19 protein-coding genes are annotated in these 18362 nt (G+C 60.8%); 10 read left to right on the forward strand and 9 right to left on the reverse strand.

Annotation, left to right across the window (positions count from 1 at the left end; all coding sequences use genetic code 11):
* Positions 1 to 67: 67 nt before the first annotated feature.
* Positions 68 to 526 (reverse strand): Lrp/AsnC family transcriptional regulator, encoded by a 459-nt coding sequence (locus BFL40_RS19490; RefSeq protein ID WP_071485597.1) that lies wholly within the window; start codon positions 524 to 526, stop codon positions 68 to 70.
* Between the two features lie 160 nt (positions 527 to 686).
* Between BFL40_RS19490 and yedA the strand changes: the two genes are divergently transcribed.
* Positions 687 to 1583, forward strand: coding sequence for a drug/metabolite exporter YedA (gene yedA, locus BFL40_RS19495; protein ID WP_071485474.1), 897 nt, complete (start codon positions 687 to 689; stop codon positions 1581 to 1583).
* Positions 1584 to 1631: 48 nt separating this feature from the next.
* Positions 1632 to 2969 carry an RNA helicase RhlE1 gene (gene rhlE1 / locus BFL40_RS19500; protein ID WP_071485475.1) on the forward strand — a complete coding sequence of 446 codons (1338 nt, stop codon included), beginning with the start codon at positions 1632 to 1634 and terminating at the stop codon, positions 2967 to 2969.
* A 121-nt stretch (positions 2970 to 3090) separates the two neighbouring features.
* Here rhlE1 and BFL40_RS19505 read toward each other — a convergent pair whose 3' ends face one another.
* A complete protein-coding gene (locus BFL40_RS19505; RefSeq protein WP_071485476.1) occupies positions 3091 to 4317 on the reverse strand; it encodes a TIGR03862 family flavoprotein in 1227 nt (408 codons plus the stop codon).
* Positions 4318 to 4488: 171 nt separating this feature from the next.
* On the reverse strand, positions 4489 to 5409 hold the full coding sequence (locus BFL40_RS19510; RefSeq protein WP_071485477.1) for a histone deacetylase family protein: 921 nt from the start codon (positions 5407 to 5409) through the stop codon (positions 4489 to 4491).
* A 75-nt stretch (positions 5410 to 5484) separates the two neighbouring features.
* Between BFL40_RS19510 and BFL40_RS19515 the strand changes: the two genes are divergently transcribed.
* The 3 genes from BFL40_RS19515 to BFL40_RS19525 are packed head-to-tail and all read left to right on the forward strand — an operon-like array spanning position 5485 to position 7546.
* Entirely contained in the window at positions 5485 to 6054 is a 570-nt protein-coding gene (locus tag BFL40_RS19515; protein ID WP_071485478.1) for a GNAT family N-acetyltransferase, read from the forward strand.
* A gap of 38 nt (positions 6055 to 6092) precedes the next feature.
* Complete coding sequence (gene tesB, locus BFL40_RS19520) at positions 6093 to 6962, forward strand: acyl-CoA thioesterase II (RefSeq protein WP_071485479.1); 870 nt, start codon at positions 6093 to 6095, stop codon at positions 6960 to 6962.
* The gene (locus BFL40_RS19525) at positions 6959 to 7546 is read left to right on the forward strand and encodes an HAD family hydrolase (protein WP_071485480.1); all 588 of its coding nucleotides are present in this window, start codon (positions 6959 to 6961) and stop codon (positions 7544 to 7546) included. The genes tesB and BFL40_RS19525 overlap by 4 nt, the downstream gene beginning before the upstream one ends.
* Before the next feature lie 69 nt (positions 7547 to 7615).
* Here the strand turns inward: BFL40_RS19525 and BFL40_RS19530 are convergent, their stop codons facing one another.
* Genes BFL40_RS19530 through BFL40_RS19540 form a run of 3 tightly spaced genes read right to left on the reverse strand, consistent with a single transcriptional unit; the run spans position 7616 to position 9963 of the window.
* Entirely contained in the window at positions 7616 to 8602 is a 987-nt protein-coding gene (locus BFL40_RS19530) for a hypothetical protein (RefSeq protein WP_071485481.1), read from the reverse strand.
* Positions 8603 to 9493, reverse strand: a complete 891-nt coding sequence (gene ypfJ / locus BFL40_RS19535; RefSeq protein ID WP_071485482.1) for a KPN_02809 family neutral zinc metallopeptidase — start codon at positions 9491 to 9493, stop codon at positions 8603 to 8605.
* Positions 9494 to 9549: 56 nt separating this feature from the next.
* Positions 9550 to 9963, reverse strand: coding sequence for a membrane lipoprotein lipid attachment site-containing protein (locus tag BFL40_RS19540; protein ID WP_071485483.1), 414 nt, complete (start codon positions 9961 to 9963; stop codon positions 9550 to 9552).
* A gap of 185 nt (positions 9964 to 10148) precedes the next feature.
* On the opposite strand from BFL40_RS19540, the gene BFL40_RS19545 reads away from it, so the two are divergent.
* A complete protein-coding gene (locus BFL40_RS19545) occupies positions 10149 to 11027 on the forward strand; it encodes a DMT family transporter (RefSeq protein ID WP_071485484.1) in 879 nt (292 codons plus the stop codon).
* 1 nt (position 11028) lies between these two features.
* Here BFL40_RS19545 and BFL40_RS19550 read toward each other — a convergent pair whose 3' ends face one another.
* A complete protein-coding gene (locus BFL40_RS19550) occupies positions 11029 to 12363 on the reverse strand; it encodes an MFS transporter (RefSeq protein WP_071485485.1) in 1335 nt (444 codons plus the stop codon).
* Positions 12364 to 12575: 212 nt separating this feature from the next.
* Between BFL40_RS19550 and quiC the strand changes: the two genes are divergently transcribed.
* Positions 12576 to 14477, forward strand: coding sequence for a 3-dehydroshikimate dehydratase QuiC (quiC, locus tag BFL40_RS19555; RefSeq protein WP_071485486.1), 1902 nt, complete (start codon positions 12576 to 12578; stop codon positions 14475 to 14477).
* 77 nt (positions 14478 to 14554) lie between these two features.
* Positions 14555 to 15220 (forward strand): TetR/AcrR family transcriptional regulator, encoded by a 666-nt coding sequence (locus BFL40_RS19560; protein ID WP_071485487.1) that lies wholly within the window; start codon positions 14555 to 14557, stop codon positions 15218 to 15220.
* 31 nt (positions 15221 to 15251) lie between these two features.
* Here the strand turns inward: BFL40_RS19560 and BFL40_RS19565 are convergent, their stop codons facing one another.
* Positions 15252 to 16100, reverse strand: coding sequence for a shikimate dehydrogenase (locus BFL40_RS19565; RefSeq protein ID WP_071485488.1), 849 nt, complete (start codon positions 16098 to 16100; stop codon positions 15252 to 15254).
* 5 nt (positions 16101 to 16105) lie between these two features.
* Positions 16106 to 16546: a type II 3-dehydroquinate dehydratase gene (gene aroQ, locus BFL40_RS19570; protein ID WP_071485489.1), complete on the reverse strand. Its 441-nt coding sequence runs from the start codon at positions 16544 to 16546 to the stop codon at positions 16106 to 16108.
* 217 nt (positions 16547 to 16763) lie between these two features.
* Here aroQ and BFL40_RS19575 point away from each other — a divergent pair, with 217 nt between their 5' ends.
* A complete protein-coding gene (locus BFL40_RS19575; RefSeq protein WP_071485490.1) occupies positions 16764 to 17285 on the forward strand; it encodes an RNA polymerase sigma factor in 522 nt (173 codons plus the stop codon).
* Between the two features lie 63 nt (positions 17286 to 17348).
* A complete protein-coding gene (locus tag BFL40_RS19580) occupies positions 17349 to 18347 on the forward strand; it encodes a FecR family protein (protein WP_071485491.1) in 999 nt (332 codons plus the stop codon).
* Positions 18348 to 18362 lie beyond the last annotated feature (15 nt).

Here is an 18362-nt window from a genome sequence, read left to right on the forward strand (position 1 = left end):
CGCCTCTAAAAGCGGACGCAGAGCGTCCAGGGCGGCATTCCCACGCAGAGCGTGGGAACGATCGGGGTCAGGTGATTTTGCCATTGCTTTCCAACTGCCCCAACGGCACCCGCCGCTCTATCGCGCTCGACAGAACAATCGAGGTCTTGCTGAACCCGAACTTCGCCACTCGATTGATCAGATTTTCCAGCTCCGGCATCGAACCCACCGCCGCTTGCATGATTACGCACGGATCACCCGTCACCCGGTGGCATTCCGTCAGTTCAGGAATTTCCACCAACGCGTCGTACACCTTCTGGCTGCCATGGTTGGTCAGGCGCAGTTCAATCACACACTGAATCGGCAAGCCCACTTTGGACAGATCCACCTTGGCCTGATACCCGGTGATTACGCCGCTGGCCTCCAGCTTGGCCACGCGTTCAGCCACGGCGGGGGCGGAGAGGTTTACCGTGCGGGCCAGTTGCGCGTAGGAGGCGCGGCCGTCTTCGAGCAGGGCGCTGAGGAGCATGCGGTCGTATTTGTCCATGATAAGGCTCCAATTGCGCAGGGCTTTCGAAAGCATGGTTTATAGCCTTCACAACCATGCTTTGAAAAGTGTACGGGCGCTTTAAACAGGTTTTGTAACTTATGTTTACCGAGCTGCTTTTCTAGAATAAGCGTCCCGTCCCCTGCCGCAGAGCTACCCAATGCCTGGCCCACGTCGCTTCCCCTTACCGTTGATCGCCGCCTTTTTTGCGTTGTATGTGATTTGGGGTTCCACCTACCTGGTGATCCGTATCGGCGTTGAGTACTGGCCGCCGTTGATGCTGGGCGGGATTCGTTTTCTGGCGGCGGGTGCGGTGATGTATGGCTTTTTGCGCTGGCGTGGGGCGCCTGCGCCGACGTGGGAGCAGTGGAAGGCCGCCGCCAAGATCGGCGTTTTGCTGCTCACCTTCGGTAATGGCGCGGTGAGTGTGGCTGAGCACACGGGCGTAGCGTCGGGCGTTGCCGCGCTGGCGGTGGCGACGGTGCCGTTGTTCACCTTGCTGTGCGGGTATTTCTGGGGTGCGCGTAATACGCGTCTGGAGTGGGCTGGCGTGATCCTGGGGATTATTGGGATCGCCATGCTCAACATGGGCTCCAACCTGCAATCAAGCCCGACCGGTGCATTGTTGTTGCTGTTTGCCGCCGCCTCTTGGGCCTTCGGTTCGGTATGGAGCCGGCATTTGCCGCTGCCGCCGGGCGCTATGGCGAGTGCGGCGGAAATGCTGATCGCCGGTGTGTTGCTGTTGGTGGGCAGCGCGCTGACAGGTGAGCGCCTGCACGAGATTCCGCCGGTTGAGGGTTGGCTTGCCTTGGCTTACTTGGCCGTGTTCGGCTCGATCATTGCCTTCAACGCTTATATGTACCTGCTCAAGCATGTGCGACCGGCGGCGGCGACCAGCTATGCCTATGTGAACCCGGCGGTGGCGGTGTTGCTGGGCATTGTGTTCGTCGGCGAGACCATCGGCATGGAAGAAGCGCTGGCGATGCTGGTGATCATCAGCGCTGTACTGCTGATCAGCCTGCCCCAGTGGCGTAAGCCGAAGCCGGAAATAAGGTAAACTGCGGCGCATTACGCCTTTGCGCTGAATTTTTCCTACGGTAAACACATGACTTTCGCCACCCTTGGCCTGATCGAACCCTTGCTGCGCGCCCTTGAGACGCTTGGCTACCAGACCCCGACGCCGGTGCAGGCGCAAGCCATTCCGGCGGTGCTGGCCGGTCGCGACCTGATGGCTGCGGCCCAGACCGGCACCGGCAAGACCGCCGGTTTCGCCTTGCCGCTGTTGCAACTGCTGACCATGGAAGGGCCGAAAGTCGCCGCCAACTCGGCGCGTGCGCTGATCCTTTGCCCGACCCGCGAGCTGGCCGAGCAGGTTCACGCCAGCGTCGCCGAGTACGCACAAAACCTGCCGCTGACCACTTACGCGGTGTACGGCGGCGTGAGCATCAACCCGCAGATGATGAAGCTGCGCAAGGGCGTCGACATTCTGGTCGCCACGCCTGGCCGCCTGATCGACCTGTTCCGCCAGAACGCGCTGAAACTCAACCAGCTGCAAACCCTGGTGCTGGATGAAGCCGACCGGATGCTCGACCTGGGCTTCTCTGAAGAGCTGGCGAACATCTACCGCATGCTGCCGAAAAAGCGCCAGACCCTGTTGTTCTCCGCGACCTTCTCCGATGACATCCGCCTGCTGGCCGGGCAGATGCTCAACGACCCGCTGAGCATTGAAGTCAGCCCGCGCAACGTCGCCGCCAACACCGTGAAGCAGTGGGTGGTGCCGGTGGACAAGAAGCGCAAGGCGGAGCTGTTTGTGCACCTGATGCGCAAAGGCCGCTGGAAGCAGGTGCTGGTGTTCGCCAAAACCCGCAACGGTGTGGACGCGTTGGTGGATAAGTTGCAGGGCCTGGGCATCAATGCCGACGGCATCCATGGCGACAAACCGCAAGCGACTCGCCAACGTGCGCTGGACCGTTTCAAGGCCAGTGAAGTGCAGATCCTGGTGGCCACTGATGTAGCGGCCCGTGGCTTGGATATCGAAGATTTGCCGATGGTGGTCAACTTTGACCTGCCGATCGTGGCCGAGGATTACATCCACCGTATCGGCCGTACCGGGCGTGCGGGTAACACCGGTGAGGCGATTTCCCTGGTGTGTGCCGATGAAGTGAACATGCTGTCGGCCATCGAGATGCTGACGCGTCAGACGCTGACCCGGCATATGGAGCAGGATTTCGAACCGGAACACCGGGTGCCGGATACCGATGCCAGTGGGCAGGTGGTGAAGAAGCCGAAAAAGCCGAAGAAGCCTAAGGCGTCGGGTGGTGGCGGTGGTAAGCGCAACCTGGGCAAGTGGGTGGACAGCGGGGACGCGGCGCCGGTGGAGCCTTCGATCAAGCCGGTGCGTAAGGTGCCGGTATTCAACACAGGCCCGCGTAAGAAGAAGTAACCCGATCGTTCCCACCCTCTGCGTGGGAACGCATCCTGTGACGCTCCGCGTCACGACTTTAAGGGCGGACGCGGAGCGTCCAGGGCGGCATTCCCACGCAGAGCGTGGGAACGATCAATGATCAGTGTTGGAGCCACTCCAGCACACCACGCCCAGCCACCCGCCCGCTGGCAAAACACCCGGTCAACAAATACCCACCGGTCGGCGCTTCCCAATCCAGCATCTCTCCCGCACAAAACACCCCCGGCAATTGCTTGAGCATCAACTGCTCATCCAACGCCTCAAACGGCACGCCACCCGCCGTACTAATCGCCTCATCCATCGGACGGGTTTTCACCAGGGTCAGCGGTAGCGCCTTGATATCCACCGCCAACAGCGTCGGATCATTGAAGTGCTCAGCGGGCGCCAGCTCACGCAACAGCGCCGCTTTCACCCCATCCAACCCCAACTGGCTGTGCAAATGCTTGCTCATCGACCGCGAGCCGCGTGGCTTGGCCAAGGCAGCCTGCACCTTGTCCAACGGCTTGCTCGGCAGCAGGTCGATATGCACCGTGGCCGAGCCATTACGGTTGATCGCCTCCCGAATCGGCGCCGACAGCGCGTAGATCAAGCTGCCTTCGATACCGGTGGCGGTGACCACGCATTCCCCCAGCCGAGGTTTGTCATCGCTCAACCCGATGGCGACGTTTTTCAACGGTGCGCCTGCGAATTTGCTGACCAACAATTCGCTCCAGGCTGACACCTCGAAGCCACAGTTGCTCGGTTGCAGCGAGGCGCAGGGCACGCCTTTGTCGTCCAGCAGTTTGAGCCAGGCACCGTCGGAACCCAGGCGCGACCAGCTGCCACCACCGAGCGCGAGCAACACCGCATCGCTGTGGACCGTTTTCTCGCCTTCCGGGCTGTGGATAAGTAGGCCACCGTCGGCATTCCAGCCCAGCCATCGATGGCGCGTGTGGATAACCACGCCTTGGTCCCGCAGGCGCTTGAGCCAGGCGCGCAGCAGCGGTGCGGCTTTCATGTCCGTAGGAAATACCCGGCCGGAGGTGCCGACAAAGGTTTCAATGCCCAGGCCATGAATCCATTCGCACAACGCCTCGGCACCAAACGCCCGTAGCAACGGCGCCATCTGCGGCGCGCGTTCGGCGTAGCGCGACAGGAACGCCGGGTACGCTTCGGAGTGGGTGATGTTCATGCCGCCCACACCCGCCAGCAGGAACTTGCGCCCCACCGACGGCATGCCGTCATACAGGTCCACCCGCACGCCCGCCTGGCTCAAGACTTCAGCGGCCATCAGCCCGGCAGGGCCGCCGCCGATAATGGTGACGTGTTGAGTTGGGGTGTCAGGCATGGGCAGGGCTACGGTTGCTTGAATAGGCCGAGCATTCTACCCGAGGACGACGCAGCTGCCTGATCAAAAAACGTACAGCTTCCCGCAGGCTATACAGTTGTTGGCTTGCAGACGCTTACGCTCAAGTTATCCACAGGCCGTTCCACAGGCATTGTGGGTAAAGCCCACAGATCAATGACAACCTGATGACGTCCACACCCGTTGTGCGCTGTGGTGCAGGATGCCGTGGCGACGGGCCAGGGCCGGGCGGTCTTTGCTGTAGCCGCCACCGATCACGCCCATCACCGGAATGTCACGACCTAGGCAATGGCGCATCACGCTCTCATCACGGGCGGCGACGCCTTCGTCTGTCAGCTTGAGGTAGCCGAGGGCGTCGTCTTTGTGCACATCGACACCGGCGTCATACAGCACCAGGTCGGGTTGGTAGAGCGGCAGCAGGTAGTTGAGTGCGTCGTCCACCACCTTGAGGTAGTCGGCATCGCCCATGCCCATGGGTAACGGGATGTCCCAGTCGCTCTGGGCTTTGCGTGCCGGGAAGTTCTTTTCGCAGTGCAACGACACAGTGATTGCATCCGGCGTGTCGTGGAGGATGCGGGCGGTGCCGTCGCCCTGGTGCACGTCGCAGTCGAAGATCAGCACGCGGTTGACCTGGCCGCTGGCCAACAGGTAATGGCTGATCACCGCCAGGTCATTGAAGATGCAAAAGCCCGCCGGGTAATCGTAGTGGGCATGGTGGGTTCCGCCCGCCAAATGGCAGGCCAGGCCATGTTCCAAGGCCTGCTCGGCCGCGAGGATAGAGCCACCCACGGCGCGCACCGTGCGCCGGGCCAGGGCTTCGTTCCAGGGCAGGCCGAGGCGCCGTTGGTCTTCGCGGGATAATTCGCCGCCCATGTAGCGTTCGATATACCCAGCGTCATGGGCCAGGGCCAGAATCTCAGATGGGCACAGTTGCGGGCGCAGCAGTTGGCTGTCCTGGGTCAGGCCGCTGTCCACCAAGTGGTCGCGTAACAGGCGAAATTTGTCCATGGGGAACCGGTGGTCCGCCGGGAATTCGGGGCTGTAGTCATCGTGGTAGATCAAGGGCAGTGGCATGGCATTTTCTGACGGGAACCTGCGACGGATCTTACCCGCGTTGTACACTCATGCACATGGCAAGGGAGGGGACCCATGGAGCCGATACTGGAATTGGAAAGCGCACGCCTGGTGCTGCGCCAATGGCGCGACAGTGACCTGCCGGAATTTGCGCGCATGTGCGCCGACCCGCAGGTGATGCGTTATTTTCCGGCCAAGTTGAGTCACCTGGAAAGCGCTGCGCTGATCGGCCGAATTCGTGGCCATTTTGCCGAGTATGGCTTTGGCTTTTGGGCCTTGCAGCGCAAGGACACCCGCGAGTTTATCGGCCTGACCGGGCTGTTGAATGTCAGTTTCGAAGCCGACTTTACCCCGGCGGTAGAAATCGGTTGGCGCCTGGCCCGTGAGCATTGGGGCCTGGGTTACGCCAGCGAGGCGGCATGGACCGCGCTGCGCTGTGGTTTCGACCGGTTGCAGTTGGATGAAGTCCTGGCCTTCACCACCGAAGCCAATCTGCCTTCACAAAAAGTCATGCAGGCCATCGGTATGCATTACGATCCCCAGGCAGATTTTGAACACCCCAAGGTCGCAGCCGATGATGCGCTGCGCCATCATGTTTTGTACCGCATCACCCGCGCCCAATGGTTGGACACACTGCACGGATAAGCAGCCCGGAATGCCCCATCGTTTGTAGGAGTTGCTTTATGAGCCAAGTATTGGAAGATCTGGTGGACTTGCTGACCCTGGAGCCGATCGAGGAAAACCTCTTTCGCGGCCGCAGCCAGGACCTGGGTTTTCGACAACTGTTCGGCGGCCAGGTGCTCGGCCAGTCGCTGTCGGCGGCCAGCCAGACCGTAGAAGAAGCGCGCCACGTGCATTCGTTGCATGGTTATTTCCTGCGCCCTGGTGATGCCTCGTTGCCAGTGGTGTATTCGGTGGACCGTGTGCGCGATGGCGGCAGTTTCAGCACCCGTCGCGTGACGGCGATTCAGAAGGGCAACCCGATTTTTACCTGCAGCGCCTCGTTCCAATACGACGAAGAGGGCTTCGAGCACCAGACCACCATGCCCGTGGTGGTTGGCCCGGAAAACCTGCCGTCGGAGCTGGAGCTGACCAAGCTGCGTGCGCACCTGATCCCCGAGCACATGCGCGACAAGTTGCTGTGCCCCAAGCCGATCGAAGTGCGCCCGGTGACTGAAAAGGACCCGTACAACCCGCAGCCGTCCGACCCGGTCAAGTACGTGTGGTTTCGCGCCGACGGCGCCCTGGCAGACTCGCCGGCGCTGCACAAATACCTGCTGGCCTACGCGTCGGACTTTGGTTTGCTGACTACGTCTCTGCTGCCCCATGGCAAGACCGTGTGGCAGAAAGACATGCAGGTCGCCAGCCTCGACCACGCGCTGTGGTTTCACGCCGACTTGCGCGCCGATGACTGGCTGCTTTATGCGATGGACAGCCCGTGGGCCGGCAATTCCCGTGGTTTCTCGCGCGGCAGTGTGTTCAACCGCGCCGGGCAGTTGGTGGCGTCGGTGACCCAGGAAGGGTTGATTCGCCATCGCAAGGATTGGGCATGAGTCTGTCGCAAGTTAAGCATTGGGTGTTTGACATGGACGGCACCTTGACGGTGGCCGTGCATGACTTTGCAGCCATTCGCGTGGCCCTGGAGATTCCGCCTGAGGACGACATCCTCACTCATCTGGCGGCGTTGCCGGCGGAGGTTGCGGCGGCCAAGCATGCCTGGTTGTTGGAACATGAGCGGGAGCTGGCGCTGGGCTCAGTCGCGGCCGAAGGTGCGGTGGAGTTGGTGCGGGAACTGGCTGGGCGTGGCTATCGCCTGGGCATCCTGACCCGCAATGCGCGGGAGTTGGCGCATGTCACGCTGGAGGCGATTGGCCTGGCGGACTGCTTTGCCATCGAGGACGTGCTGGGGCGTGATGATGCGCCGCCCAAGCCGGACCCGGGTGGCTTGTTGAAGCTCGCCTCAGCCTGGGATGTGTCGCCGAGCGAGATGGTGATGGTGGGGGATTACCGCTTTGACCTGGATTGCGGCCGGGCGGCCGGGACGCGGACGGTGTTGGTTAATTTGCCGGAGAATCCGTGGCCTGAGTTGGCGGATTGGCATGCTGAAGACTGCGCGGTTTTGCGCCGGATGATCTAAATCGCCCACTGAATATCAAATGTGGGAGCCGGCAAGCCAGCTCCCACATTTTTTATTGGATGTCGTCAGTTATTGCGTGAAGAGCACTTTCTGCCCTTCAGGCGAGGTAAACATCCGATCCCCGTCATGCCCAACCCCCGGCACTTCCACCAGCGTGTGGCTCAACTGCGGATGCCGCTGCTTGAGGTAATCAAAGTAGTTGTGCCCACGAATCAGGCGATACGCGCCCTGGGTCTCGGCCTCACAGCTTTTATCCAGCGCCGGGTGGTTCGGGTCGGTGTCCTGCTGGCCCAGCAGATAGGTAATGTTGCGTGATACGTAAGCCTGCTCAAGCTGCTCGGCGTTTTGGCCTTTGGCGTAGGCCGGCAGATTTTGCATGCCGTATTTCCAGTCGTTGAAGCCTGGGCAACTGGCGACATCGAACTTCACCGGACGCTGCGGGCTGAAGTAGGCGTAGGACGATGGGTTGGCCACCACGTAACGCAGGCTGATGCCTTCGGTTTGCAGGGTAGGGTGGTCGTGGCCGGTGAGGGCAAAACGCTGCACCACTTGGCCACCACCGGAGTGCCCGGCGACCACGATTTCTTTCAGCGCCGGGAACAGCTTGCGGTTGCCCAGGTGCTTGATGATCTGGTCGATAGCACCATACGAGCTGATCTGGCCCGGGCTGACGGAGGGCTCGCCGGCCATCCAGTCATTGCCCTTCCAGCGCAGCACCTGGTTGTCCAGGTGGTTGCGCTTCACGTCGGACGCGTTAAGAAACTGCGGCGCGATCACCAACGTAGTGGCGGCAAGCCCGGCGTGCTCGGCGGAATCTTCACCGCTTTTCAGGTAGGTCTGCGCGTTACGCAGGCGACCATGCACGATGATCAGCGCGCGGGTGACCTGGGGCAGGGGCTTGCTCCAGTCCTGGCTCAAGCCGAGGCTGAGGTCGCCGGCCTCCAGGTGAAAACGATCGGGGCTGACTTCCTTCACGCCATGTTCTTTCTCGGCGGCCCAGGTGAAAGAAGAACAGGTGATTAATACGCCCAGCAGCAATCCCAGTCGTTTATTCATTTAGAGACTCTTGGCGGTAAAGGTGTCGCATTGAGTGATCTGCCCCTGAGCGAAGCCGGTTTTGAACCAGCGAACCCGCTGTGCCGAGGTGCCGTGGGTAAACGAGTCCGGCACCACACGGCCCTGACTCTGTTGCTGCAAACGGTCATCGCCAATGGCGTTGGCCGCATTCAGTGCGGCTTCAATATCGCCGGGCTCCAGCCAGTTCAGGCGCTTTTGCGCGCGGTTGGCCCACACGCCGGCAAAACAGTCGGCTTGCAGTTCCTGGCGGACCAGCAGGCCGCCGTCGCCTTGCATCTGCCGACCTTGTTGGCGCGCCGCCTGAATCTTGGCCGAGATACCCAGCAGCGTTTGCACGTGATGCCCGACTTCGTGGGCGATCACGTAGGCCTGGGCGAAATCGCCGGCGGCGTGGAAGCGTTGCGACATTTCCCGGAAGAAGTCCAGGTCCAGGTACACCTGCTGGTCGGCCGGGCAATAGAACGGGCCGCTGGCTGAGGTGGCGCCACCGCAGGCGGAGTTCACCCGGCCACGGAACAGAATCAGTTTCGGGTTCTTGTAGACCAACCCGTTTTCCTGGAAGACCTGGGCCCAGGTGTCTTCCGTGTCGCCCAAGATGGCGCGCACGAAATCAGCCTGCTGGTCATTGGCCGGCGGTGCTTGGCGCGTTTGCGTGCTCACCGACGGCGCTTGTTCCATCTGGCCGGTCAACTGGCCGAGGATCTGCAACGGGTCCTGGCCGGTCAGCCAGCCAATGCCGACGATCAGCACAATCGCCGTCAGGCTCAGGCCTTTGCCGCCACCAAAACGCATGCCGCCACCGCCGCCACCGCCACTGTCATCGCGCTCATCCACCACGTTGTCGCTGCGTCGGCCTTTTTTCCATAGCATGGGGCAATCCTCTTGATGAACGGTCCTGCAAAGATCTTGATTGAGTATGGTCGTTATTAGCGGCAATACCCTTCGCCAGTATCAACGATCAGGCAGTCCTTTTTATCGGCCAACCATTTCAATCCAGTGGCTTCACCGTCGCCGGCGTGCAGCAGTTGCGGGCCGTCCGGGCGGGTGAAAGTGATGCCCTCTTCGTTGGCCTCACCTTTGAACGTGCCGGAGTCGTCGGCGTCGACGCCGTATTGCATGGTCAGAAGGTAATGGCCACGGCCGATGCTGTCGTCCTTGGCGATGGTCAGGTACAGGCCTTCGACGCCCACCCATTTGCCGACCCATTTATCGGTGGGAGGGGTTGCTGGTACCAGAGTCGCTTGCACGGAAGCCGGTGCGGGTTTGGGCGCTTCCTTTGCTTCCTTGTTGCAGGCAGTCAGCAGTGCAAGGGCAGAAAGAATAAACAGGGTTTTTTTCATAGCGGGCAGGCCTTGGTTAAAAAATGTGCAACGCGCGGGCTGAGGTGCAGCGTTGGACTCGGATCCCATGATTTAGTGCGCTGTTCGCACGGTGTTTGGTTATGCTCTTGGGGCCGACGCAGGCCCGGCTGCTAGATTACCGGGTTGAGTACCGTAGCGTTCAGCCCGCCATGCAAGAGAATTCAATGACCGTCAGTACCCCCCTCTCCGGTGTCAACCAACCCTTCAAAGGTATCCTGCTGATTGTGCTGGCGACCTTTCTGTTTTCCAGCCATGACGCCTTGTCCAAATACTTGGCCGGGTTCTACCCGATTGTGATGGTGGTGTGGGCGCGTTACCTGGTGCATACCTTGCTGATGGCCGGCATCTTCCTCCCGCAGTCGGGGTTGCGGGTGCTGCGCAGCAAGCGGCCGGGGATGCAGGTGGTGCGAGCCTTGTGCCTGTTGGGCACCAGCCTGTTTTTTACTGCGGCGCTGCACTATATCCCTCTGGCGGAAGCCACGGCGGTGAACTTCCTGGCGCCGATCCTGGTGACCGCGCTTTCCGTGCCCCTGCTCGGCGAGCACGTGACACGCGGCCAATGGCTGGCGGTGATCTGCGGGTTTATCGGGGTGCTGGTGATCATCCATCCCGGCGGTGAACTGTTTACGCCGGCAGTGCTGTTGCCGCTGTGTTCGGCATTGTTCTTCTGCTTTTACCAACTGCTCACACGCATCCTCAGTCAATACGACACACCGACCACCAGCAACTTCTTCGCCGGCTTGTGCAATACCTTGGTGATGAGTGCGCTGGTGCCGTTCTTCTGGCAGGTTCCTACGCTGGGGCATGGCGCGTTGATGCTGGCGCTGGGGACCTGCGGGATGACCGCGCACTTGATGTTGACCCAGGCCTTCCGCTTTGCGGCGCCAGCCTTGCTGGCACCGTTCGGCTATTGCCAGATCGTGTTTGCGGGGTTGTTGGGCTGGCTGGTGTTCAACCATACCCCCGACGTGACCACGGTGGTCGGCATCGGGGTGATCTGCATGAGCGGGTTGGCCGCTGCCTGGCAGCAGCGGCGGCGGTGAATCACACGTCTACGGTCGGGATCTTGCGCGGCGCCATGAAGTACATCCAGATCAGCGCAATGAAGTACATCGCGGGGATCAGGGTGAACAGCACGGTGTAGTTGTTGTTGGTCACTGTGAGAATGTGGCCGACGATCTGGGTCATGAACATGCCGCCGATGGCCGCGCACATGCCGCCGAAACCGAACACCGTGCTCATCATGTGCTTGGGCGTGTAGTCCATCACCAGGCTCCAGATATTGGCGGTCCAGGCCTGATGCGCACCGATGGCCAGGGAGATGGCGAACACCGCGACCCACAGCTCGCTGGAACCGGCCGCCATGATCACGCCGACGATGCAGCAGGCAAACAGCAGCATCGACAATAGGCGCGCCTTGATCGCGTTCATCCCGCGGCCGATCAGGAAGGAAGACAGAATCCCCCCACCCACGCTGCCGAAGTCGGCTGTGAGGTAAATGATGATCAGCGGAATGCCCATCTGGGTCACGTTGATACCCAGGTTGTATTGCTGGTTCAGGAACGGCGGCAGCCAGTAGAGGTAAAACCAGAACACCGGTGCGGTCATTGCGTAGGCAAAGGCGAATGCCCAGGTGCCGCGCATGCGCAGGATACGGCTGAACGGCACGCTCGGTTGTTCCGGCTCGGCTTCCTGTTGCACGTAGTCCAGTTCGGATTGTTTAACCGTCGGATGGTCTTCCGGGTTGAAGTACTTCAAGCCCCAGAACAGCAGCCAGATACCGCCGAGTGCCGACATGCACAGGAACGCGGCCTGCCAGCCCCACACATGGAGGACCAGCGGCAGCAGCATTGGCGTCATCATCGCGCCGACGTTGGTGCCGGCGTTGAAGATACCGGTGGCCACTGCGCGCTCACCGGCCGGGAACCACAAACGTGTGGTCTTGACGCACGCCGGGTAGTTGGCGGCTTCGGTCAGCCCGAGGATAAAACGACACACCATAAAGCCGACAGCCGACGTGGCCAGGCCGTGGGCACCCGTCGCGATGCTCCACAGCAGCACCGCGCAGAAGAACACGCGCTTCACGCCGACTCGGTCGATCAGGCGGCCTTGCAGCACAAAGCCGATGGCGTAGCCGACCTGGAACCAGAAGTTGATGTTGGCGTAATCCATCGCCGTCCAGCTCATTTCCTTGGCCAGGATCGGTTGCATCACGCCCAGGGCGGCGCGGTCGATGTAGTTGAGGGTGGTAGCGAAGAACACCAGGGCCAGCATGCCCCAGCGAGTTTTACCCACGGCCATGGCGCCGCGGATTTTGTCGCCGATGCCGGCGTGCGGGTTGGCCGGGCGCGCGGCCAGGACGGAGTTTTGCGAAGGCATGAGGTCGTACCCGTTTTTTGAAATTCTTATGGTGTGTTCTGGGTCTTGTTGCGAGATCGATGGTGCGCAGCGGTTAAAAAATCGTCAATTCGCCAAAGCGGCATAGTGTTCGATAATCGCACCAAAAACTAACCGGTTCGTACATTTTAATTGCTGTGCGTAGACTGGGGGCGAATAATTTAACGCAAATAACAATTGCCGGGAGTCGCCCCATGCAACGTTCCATTGCCACCGTTTCCTTGAGCGGTACCCTGCCGGAAAAGCTCGAAGCCATTGCCGCCGCCGGGTTTGATGGCGTTGAGATTTTCGAAAACGACTTGTTGTATTACGACGGCAGCCCGCGGGAAGTCAGGCAGATGTGTGCTGACCTCGGCATCGCCATTACCCTGTTCCAGCCGTTTCGCGACTTTGAAGGCTGCCGCCGCGACCGACTGGCGCGCAACCTGGAGCGCGCCGAACGTAAGTTTGACTTGATGCAGGAGCTGGGCACCGACCTGGTGCTGGTGTGCAGCAATGCTTCGGCGGACTCGGTCGGCGATGAACGCATTCTGCTGGACGACCTCAGCCTGCTGGCTGAGCACGCAGGCCGTCGTGGTTTGCGCATTGGCTACGAAGCGCTGGCCTGGGGCAAGCATGTGAACACCTGGCAGCAGGTGTGGAATTTGGTGCGCCAGGTCGACCACCCCAGCCTCGGCGTGTTGCTCGACAGCTTCCACACCCTGTCGCTGAAGGGCGACCCGAGTGCCATCGCCGAGATCCCCGGCGACAAGATCTTCTTTGTGCAAATGGCTGACGCGCCGATCCTGGCTATGGATGTGCTGGAGTGGAGTCGACATTTCCGCTGCTTCCCGGGGCAGGGGGAATTTGACCTGGCAGGGTTCCTGGCGCCGATCATCAAGAGTGGTTACACGGGGCCTCTGTCCCTGGAAATTTTCAATGACGGTTTCCGCGCGGCGCCAACCCGGGCGAATGCGGCGGATGGCTTGCGTTCGCTGTTGTACCTGGAAGAAAAAACCCGTGCACGGCTGAAGCAGGAAGCGCCTGCCCAGCCTGTCGACACCCTGTTTGATACGCCCGCCGCCAGCGAATACGACGGCATCGAGTTTCTTGAGTTTGCCGTGGATGAAAACCTTGGCGCCAAGCTGACGCAATGGCTGGAGCGCCTGGGCTTCGTCAAGGCTGGCCAGCACCGCTCCAAGAGCGTGAGCCTGTTGCGCCAGGGTGATATCAACCTGATCCTCAACTGCGAGCCCTATTCCTTCGCGCATAACTTTTTCGAAACCCACGGGCCGTCGTTGTGCGCCACCGCGATTCGGGTCAAGGACAGCGCCAAGGCCCTGGAGCGAGCGGTGGCTTACAAAGGCCAGCCTTATCGCGGCCTGGTCGGACCCAACGAGCTGGAGCTGGCGGCCGTACGTGCCCCGGATGGCAGCCTGATTTATCTGGTGGACCCTACCGAGGGCAAGTTGTACGACACCGATTTCAATCTGCAACCCGCCTCAGCTTCCGGCGGTGGCTTGTTGCGCATTGACCATATGGCCATGGCCCTGCCGGCCGACAGCCTTGACAGTTGGGTGCTGTTCTACAAGAGCCTGCTGGATTTTGAAGCCGACGATGAAGTGGTGCTGCCTGACCCCTATGGCCTGGTGAAAAGCCGCGCGTTACGCAGCCGTTGCAGCTCGATTCGCCTGCCGTTGAATATTTCCGAGAACCGCAACACCGCGATTTCCCACGCGCTATCGAGCTATCGCGGCTCGGGCGTGCACCACATTGCCTTCGACTGCGCGGATATTTTCGCCGAAGTACGCCGGGCCAAGGAGGCGGGCGTGCCGCTGTTGGATATCCCGCTCAACTACTACGACGATTTGGCGGCGCGCTTTGATTTCGATGACGAGTTCCTCAGCGAACTGGCGTATTACAACGTGTTGTACGACCGTGACGCCCAGGGCGGTGAGTTGTTTCACGTGTACACCGAGCCGTTCGAAGGGCGGTTTTTCTTCGAGATCATCCAGCGCAAGAACGGCTATGCCGGTTACGGCGCGGCCAACGTGGCGGTGCGCCTGGCGGCAATGGCCAAGTCCCGCAGCGGCGCGGTGCGCCAGGCGCGGTTATAACGGCTGGCCAGGTGCTTCCTTCGGCGAGCGCCGCAGCCCATAATCACTGCCTGCATAACAATGGCCGTGAGCGCACCATGACCTCGAGTCCCGAACTCCCCGCGGTGTCAGACGCACCGCGCAAGAGTCGCAAGAACAATCCGGAAAAGACCCGCGAAAACATTCTCCAGGAAGCCATCGTCGAGTTTGTTCAGCAGGGCCTGTCCGGCGCCCGCGTGGATGCGATCGCCGAGCGTATCCACACCTCAAAGCGCATGATCTATTACTACTTCGGCAGCAAGGAGCAGTTGTACGTCGAGGTGCTGGAAAAGCTCTACGGTGACATCCGCAACACCGAAACCCGCATGAACCTTACCGCCCTTGAACCGCGTGAAGCGATCCGTCGGCTGGTGGAGTTCACGTTTGATCACCACGATCAGAACGTGGATTTCGTGCGCATCGTCAGCATTGAGAATATCCACAACGCCGAGTACGTGAAGCGTTCGGAGTCGATCAAGGCGATGAACAGCAACATCCTTGAAGCGCTGGGCACCACCTTGCGGCGCGGCGCTGAGATGGGACTGTTCCGCGCCGGGCTGGAGCCGATGGACGTGCACCTGCTGATCAACTCATTCAGTTTTTACCGGGTGTCTAACCGCCATACGTTCAGTGAGATCTTTCAGATCGAGTTGTCGGATGAGGCGGTTAAACAGCGGCATCGAGAGATGATTTGTGAGTCGGTGATGCGCTACCTACAGGCCTGAGCCCACCGCAGAACAAATGTGGGTTCTACAGTCAGGTGTTCATGCTCTGGAAGTGCGCCAGCATCCTGTCTGAATCCGGCGTTTCGCCGCTGAACAACTCAAACGCCTTCACCGCCTGAAACACCGCCATGTTGCCGCCATCCAGGGTGCGGCAACCCAGGGCGCGGGCGTCGCGCAGCAGCTCGGTTTCCAGTGGGAAATACACGATTTCCGCGACCCATAGTTCAGCCCGTAACAGGGCTGCCGGCACGGGCGTGCCGGGCAGCTTGGCCATGCCCATCGGCGTGGTGTTGACCACACCGTCGGCTTCGGCCATGGCGTTTTCCAGATGGTTGCCGACCTGGGCGCGACCGGCGCCGAAACGCTGCGCGAGGTTATCCACAAGGTCGCGGGCGCGGTCGGCGTCCACGTCAAAAATACTCAAATGCTCCACACCCTCAGCCAGCAGCGCATGAGCCACTGCTGCGCCTGCGCCACCGGCGCCCATCTGCACCACGCGTTGGCGGGCGACATCACTCAAGTTCCGGCGAAAACCTTCGGCAAATCCCAGGCAATCAGTGTTGTGACCGATGCGCTTGCCCTCCTTGAACACCACGGTATTGACCGCCCCGATTCCCCGGGCCTCGTCTGACAGTTCATCGAGTAACGGCAGGATCGCCTGTTTGCACGGGTAGGTAATGTTCAAGCCGGTGAAGTGCATCAATTCGGCAGCGTGCAGCAGATCGGGCAGGGCGTTGATGTCCAGGCGCAGAAGTTCAAGGTCGATCAGGCGATACAGGTAACGCAAGCCCTGGGCATCGCCTTCCTGTTCATGCAGTGCTGGGGTGCGGGAGGCCTGGATACCGGCGCCGATCAGGCCGGCGAGGATGCGCGGTTTCATCGGTTTCATCCTTTCAGGGTGTGGCTGAAGTGTTCCAGGGCCAGGTGGTAGCCATGGCTGCCAAAACCGGCGAGTACCGCCTTGGCGATGGGCGACACAAAGGAGTGATGCCGAAACGCCTCGCGCGCGTGCACGTTGGATAAATGCACTTCGATCACCGGCACTTCGCTGGCCACCAACGCATCGCGAATCGCTACCGAGGTGTGGGTCCAGGCCGCTGGGTTAATCACGATACCGGCGCACCGGGCGCGGGCGCCGTGGATCCAGTCGAGCAATTCGCCTTCGTGGTTGGTCTGGCGGAATTCGATTTTCAACCCGAATTTTTCAGCGCTACGACCACACAAAGCGGCGACGTCGGCCAGGGTTTCATGGCCGTAAGTGGCAGGCTCGCGGGTGCCGAGCAGGTTGAGATTGGGGCCGTTGAGCACCAGCACGATGGGCGGCATTAGGCGTATCTCCACACTTATTATTGGTTGTGGGGATAAAATGTACTGAATGGTTAATTTGGTCAATTCACGGGGATGCATCCTTACGGGATGTGTTCGATTATCGAACCGTTATTCAGAGCCTTCCCACGGAAGAATCAGATTAGATATCAATTGAAAATAATTCTCGACAACGCTTAAGATGCCCGCCTGTTTCCTAAACATCCAGGGAGTCGGTTTGTCGGACGTGGATCTCAAAGGCCTGTTTCTCAAGCATGCCGATACCCTGCGCGGGTATCTGGCGCGTAAGGTTCGGGACCCGCAATTGGCCGCAGACCTGGTGCAGGAGAGTTTCCTGCGCCTGGCGGAAAAACCGGCCGGCGAGCGTATCGACAACTCCCAGGGCTATCTCTATCGAACGGCGAGTAATCTGCTGATCGACCATATTCGTCAGGAAGCGCGGCGCAAGACTGACTCCGTGCCCCATGAGGCGCTGGCCGAGATTGAAGATGACGTGGCCGGGTTGGAGGCTCAGGCAATGGCGCAGCAACAGCGACAGACATTGAAGCAGGCACTGGCGGAATTGCCGGCACGAACCCAGCAGATTTTCCGTTTGAATCGCATAGAGGGCCTGACTCACGCCCAGGTTGCCCGGCGCCTGGACATTTCCGACAGCTCTGTGCAAAAACATCTGGCCAAGGCCTTGGCCTATGTCATGCAGCGCCTGCAGGATAGCGAGGTGACGCCATCCGACGAATGAATTACGGAAAAACCTGGGCTCAGACGTCACAGCGTTTACATAACGAAAATTCGAGATTCACACGTGAATAGCCAGGGTCCCCAACAGCACAGCATTACCGAGGCGGCTGCCGATTGGGCGGTGCGCCTGCACGCCGGTGCCCTGACCGACCAGGAGCAGGCCGAGCTGCAACATTGGATCGCCTGCGACAGCCGCCACGAAGCGGCGTTGCGCTTTGCCGAGCAGACGTGGGCCGCCTTGGGCGAGGTGCATCAGGAGGCGCCGGTGCGCCGCCAGCGTTCGTCTTCGGCGGCGTTGCCCGTGCGCCGGTCCAAGCGGCGCAGGCCATGGCAACGCGTGGCCGCGGTTGCGCTGGTTGTGGTGGTGGCGGGCATTGGCTGGGTACGCGGGCCGGATGCGTTGTTACGCATGCAGGCCGACTACGTCACCCAGAAGGGCGAAGTACGCACGGTGCTGCTGGCCGATGGCAGCAAGGTGGAGCTGGATTCCGCCAGCGCCATTCGCCTGGACTACGACGGCGTACAGCGGCGCGTCAGCCTGATTCAGGGTTCGGCGATTTTCGACGTGGCGCCCATGGTGGGCGAGGAAACACGGCCATTCGTGGTGCAAAGCGCCGGTGGGCAGGCCCGCGCGTTGGGCACGCGGTTTGTGGTCGAGCGTGAGGGTGATCGCCAGGCCTGGGTTGGCGTGTTGCAACACAGCGTCGAAGTTTCTCTACAAGCCATACCGAAAAAAGGCCCGACCGAGCGAGTACTCAAGGAGGGACAGGCCGCACGCTACAGTCCTCAGGACGGCGTAGTACCCCTGGATCCATTCGATGTGGAGCGCGCCACCAGTTGGCGGCGCGGCGTGTTGATCTTTGATCGACTGCCGTTGGCCAAGGTTATCGAACAACTCAACCGCTATCGCCCAGGGCGCGTGGTGTTGGCCGACTCAGCCTTGGGCGATCGCGAAGTCAGCGGGGTGTTCCGACTCGACATGCTCGACACGGCCCTCGGCACCTTGACCCAGGAACTTCAAGTGCAACGCTTGGACCTGGCAGGCCTCAGCCTGATCTATTGATGACCCGGTGGGAGA

The sequence above is a fragment of the Pseudomonas costantinii genome (assembly GCF_001870435.1).
In the GTDB taxonomy this organism is placed as follows: Bacteria; Pseudomonadota; Gammaproteobacteria; order Pseudomonadales; family Pseudomonadaceae; genus Aquipseudomonas; species Aquipseudomonas costantinii.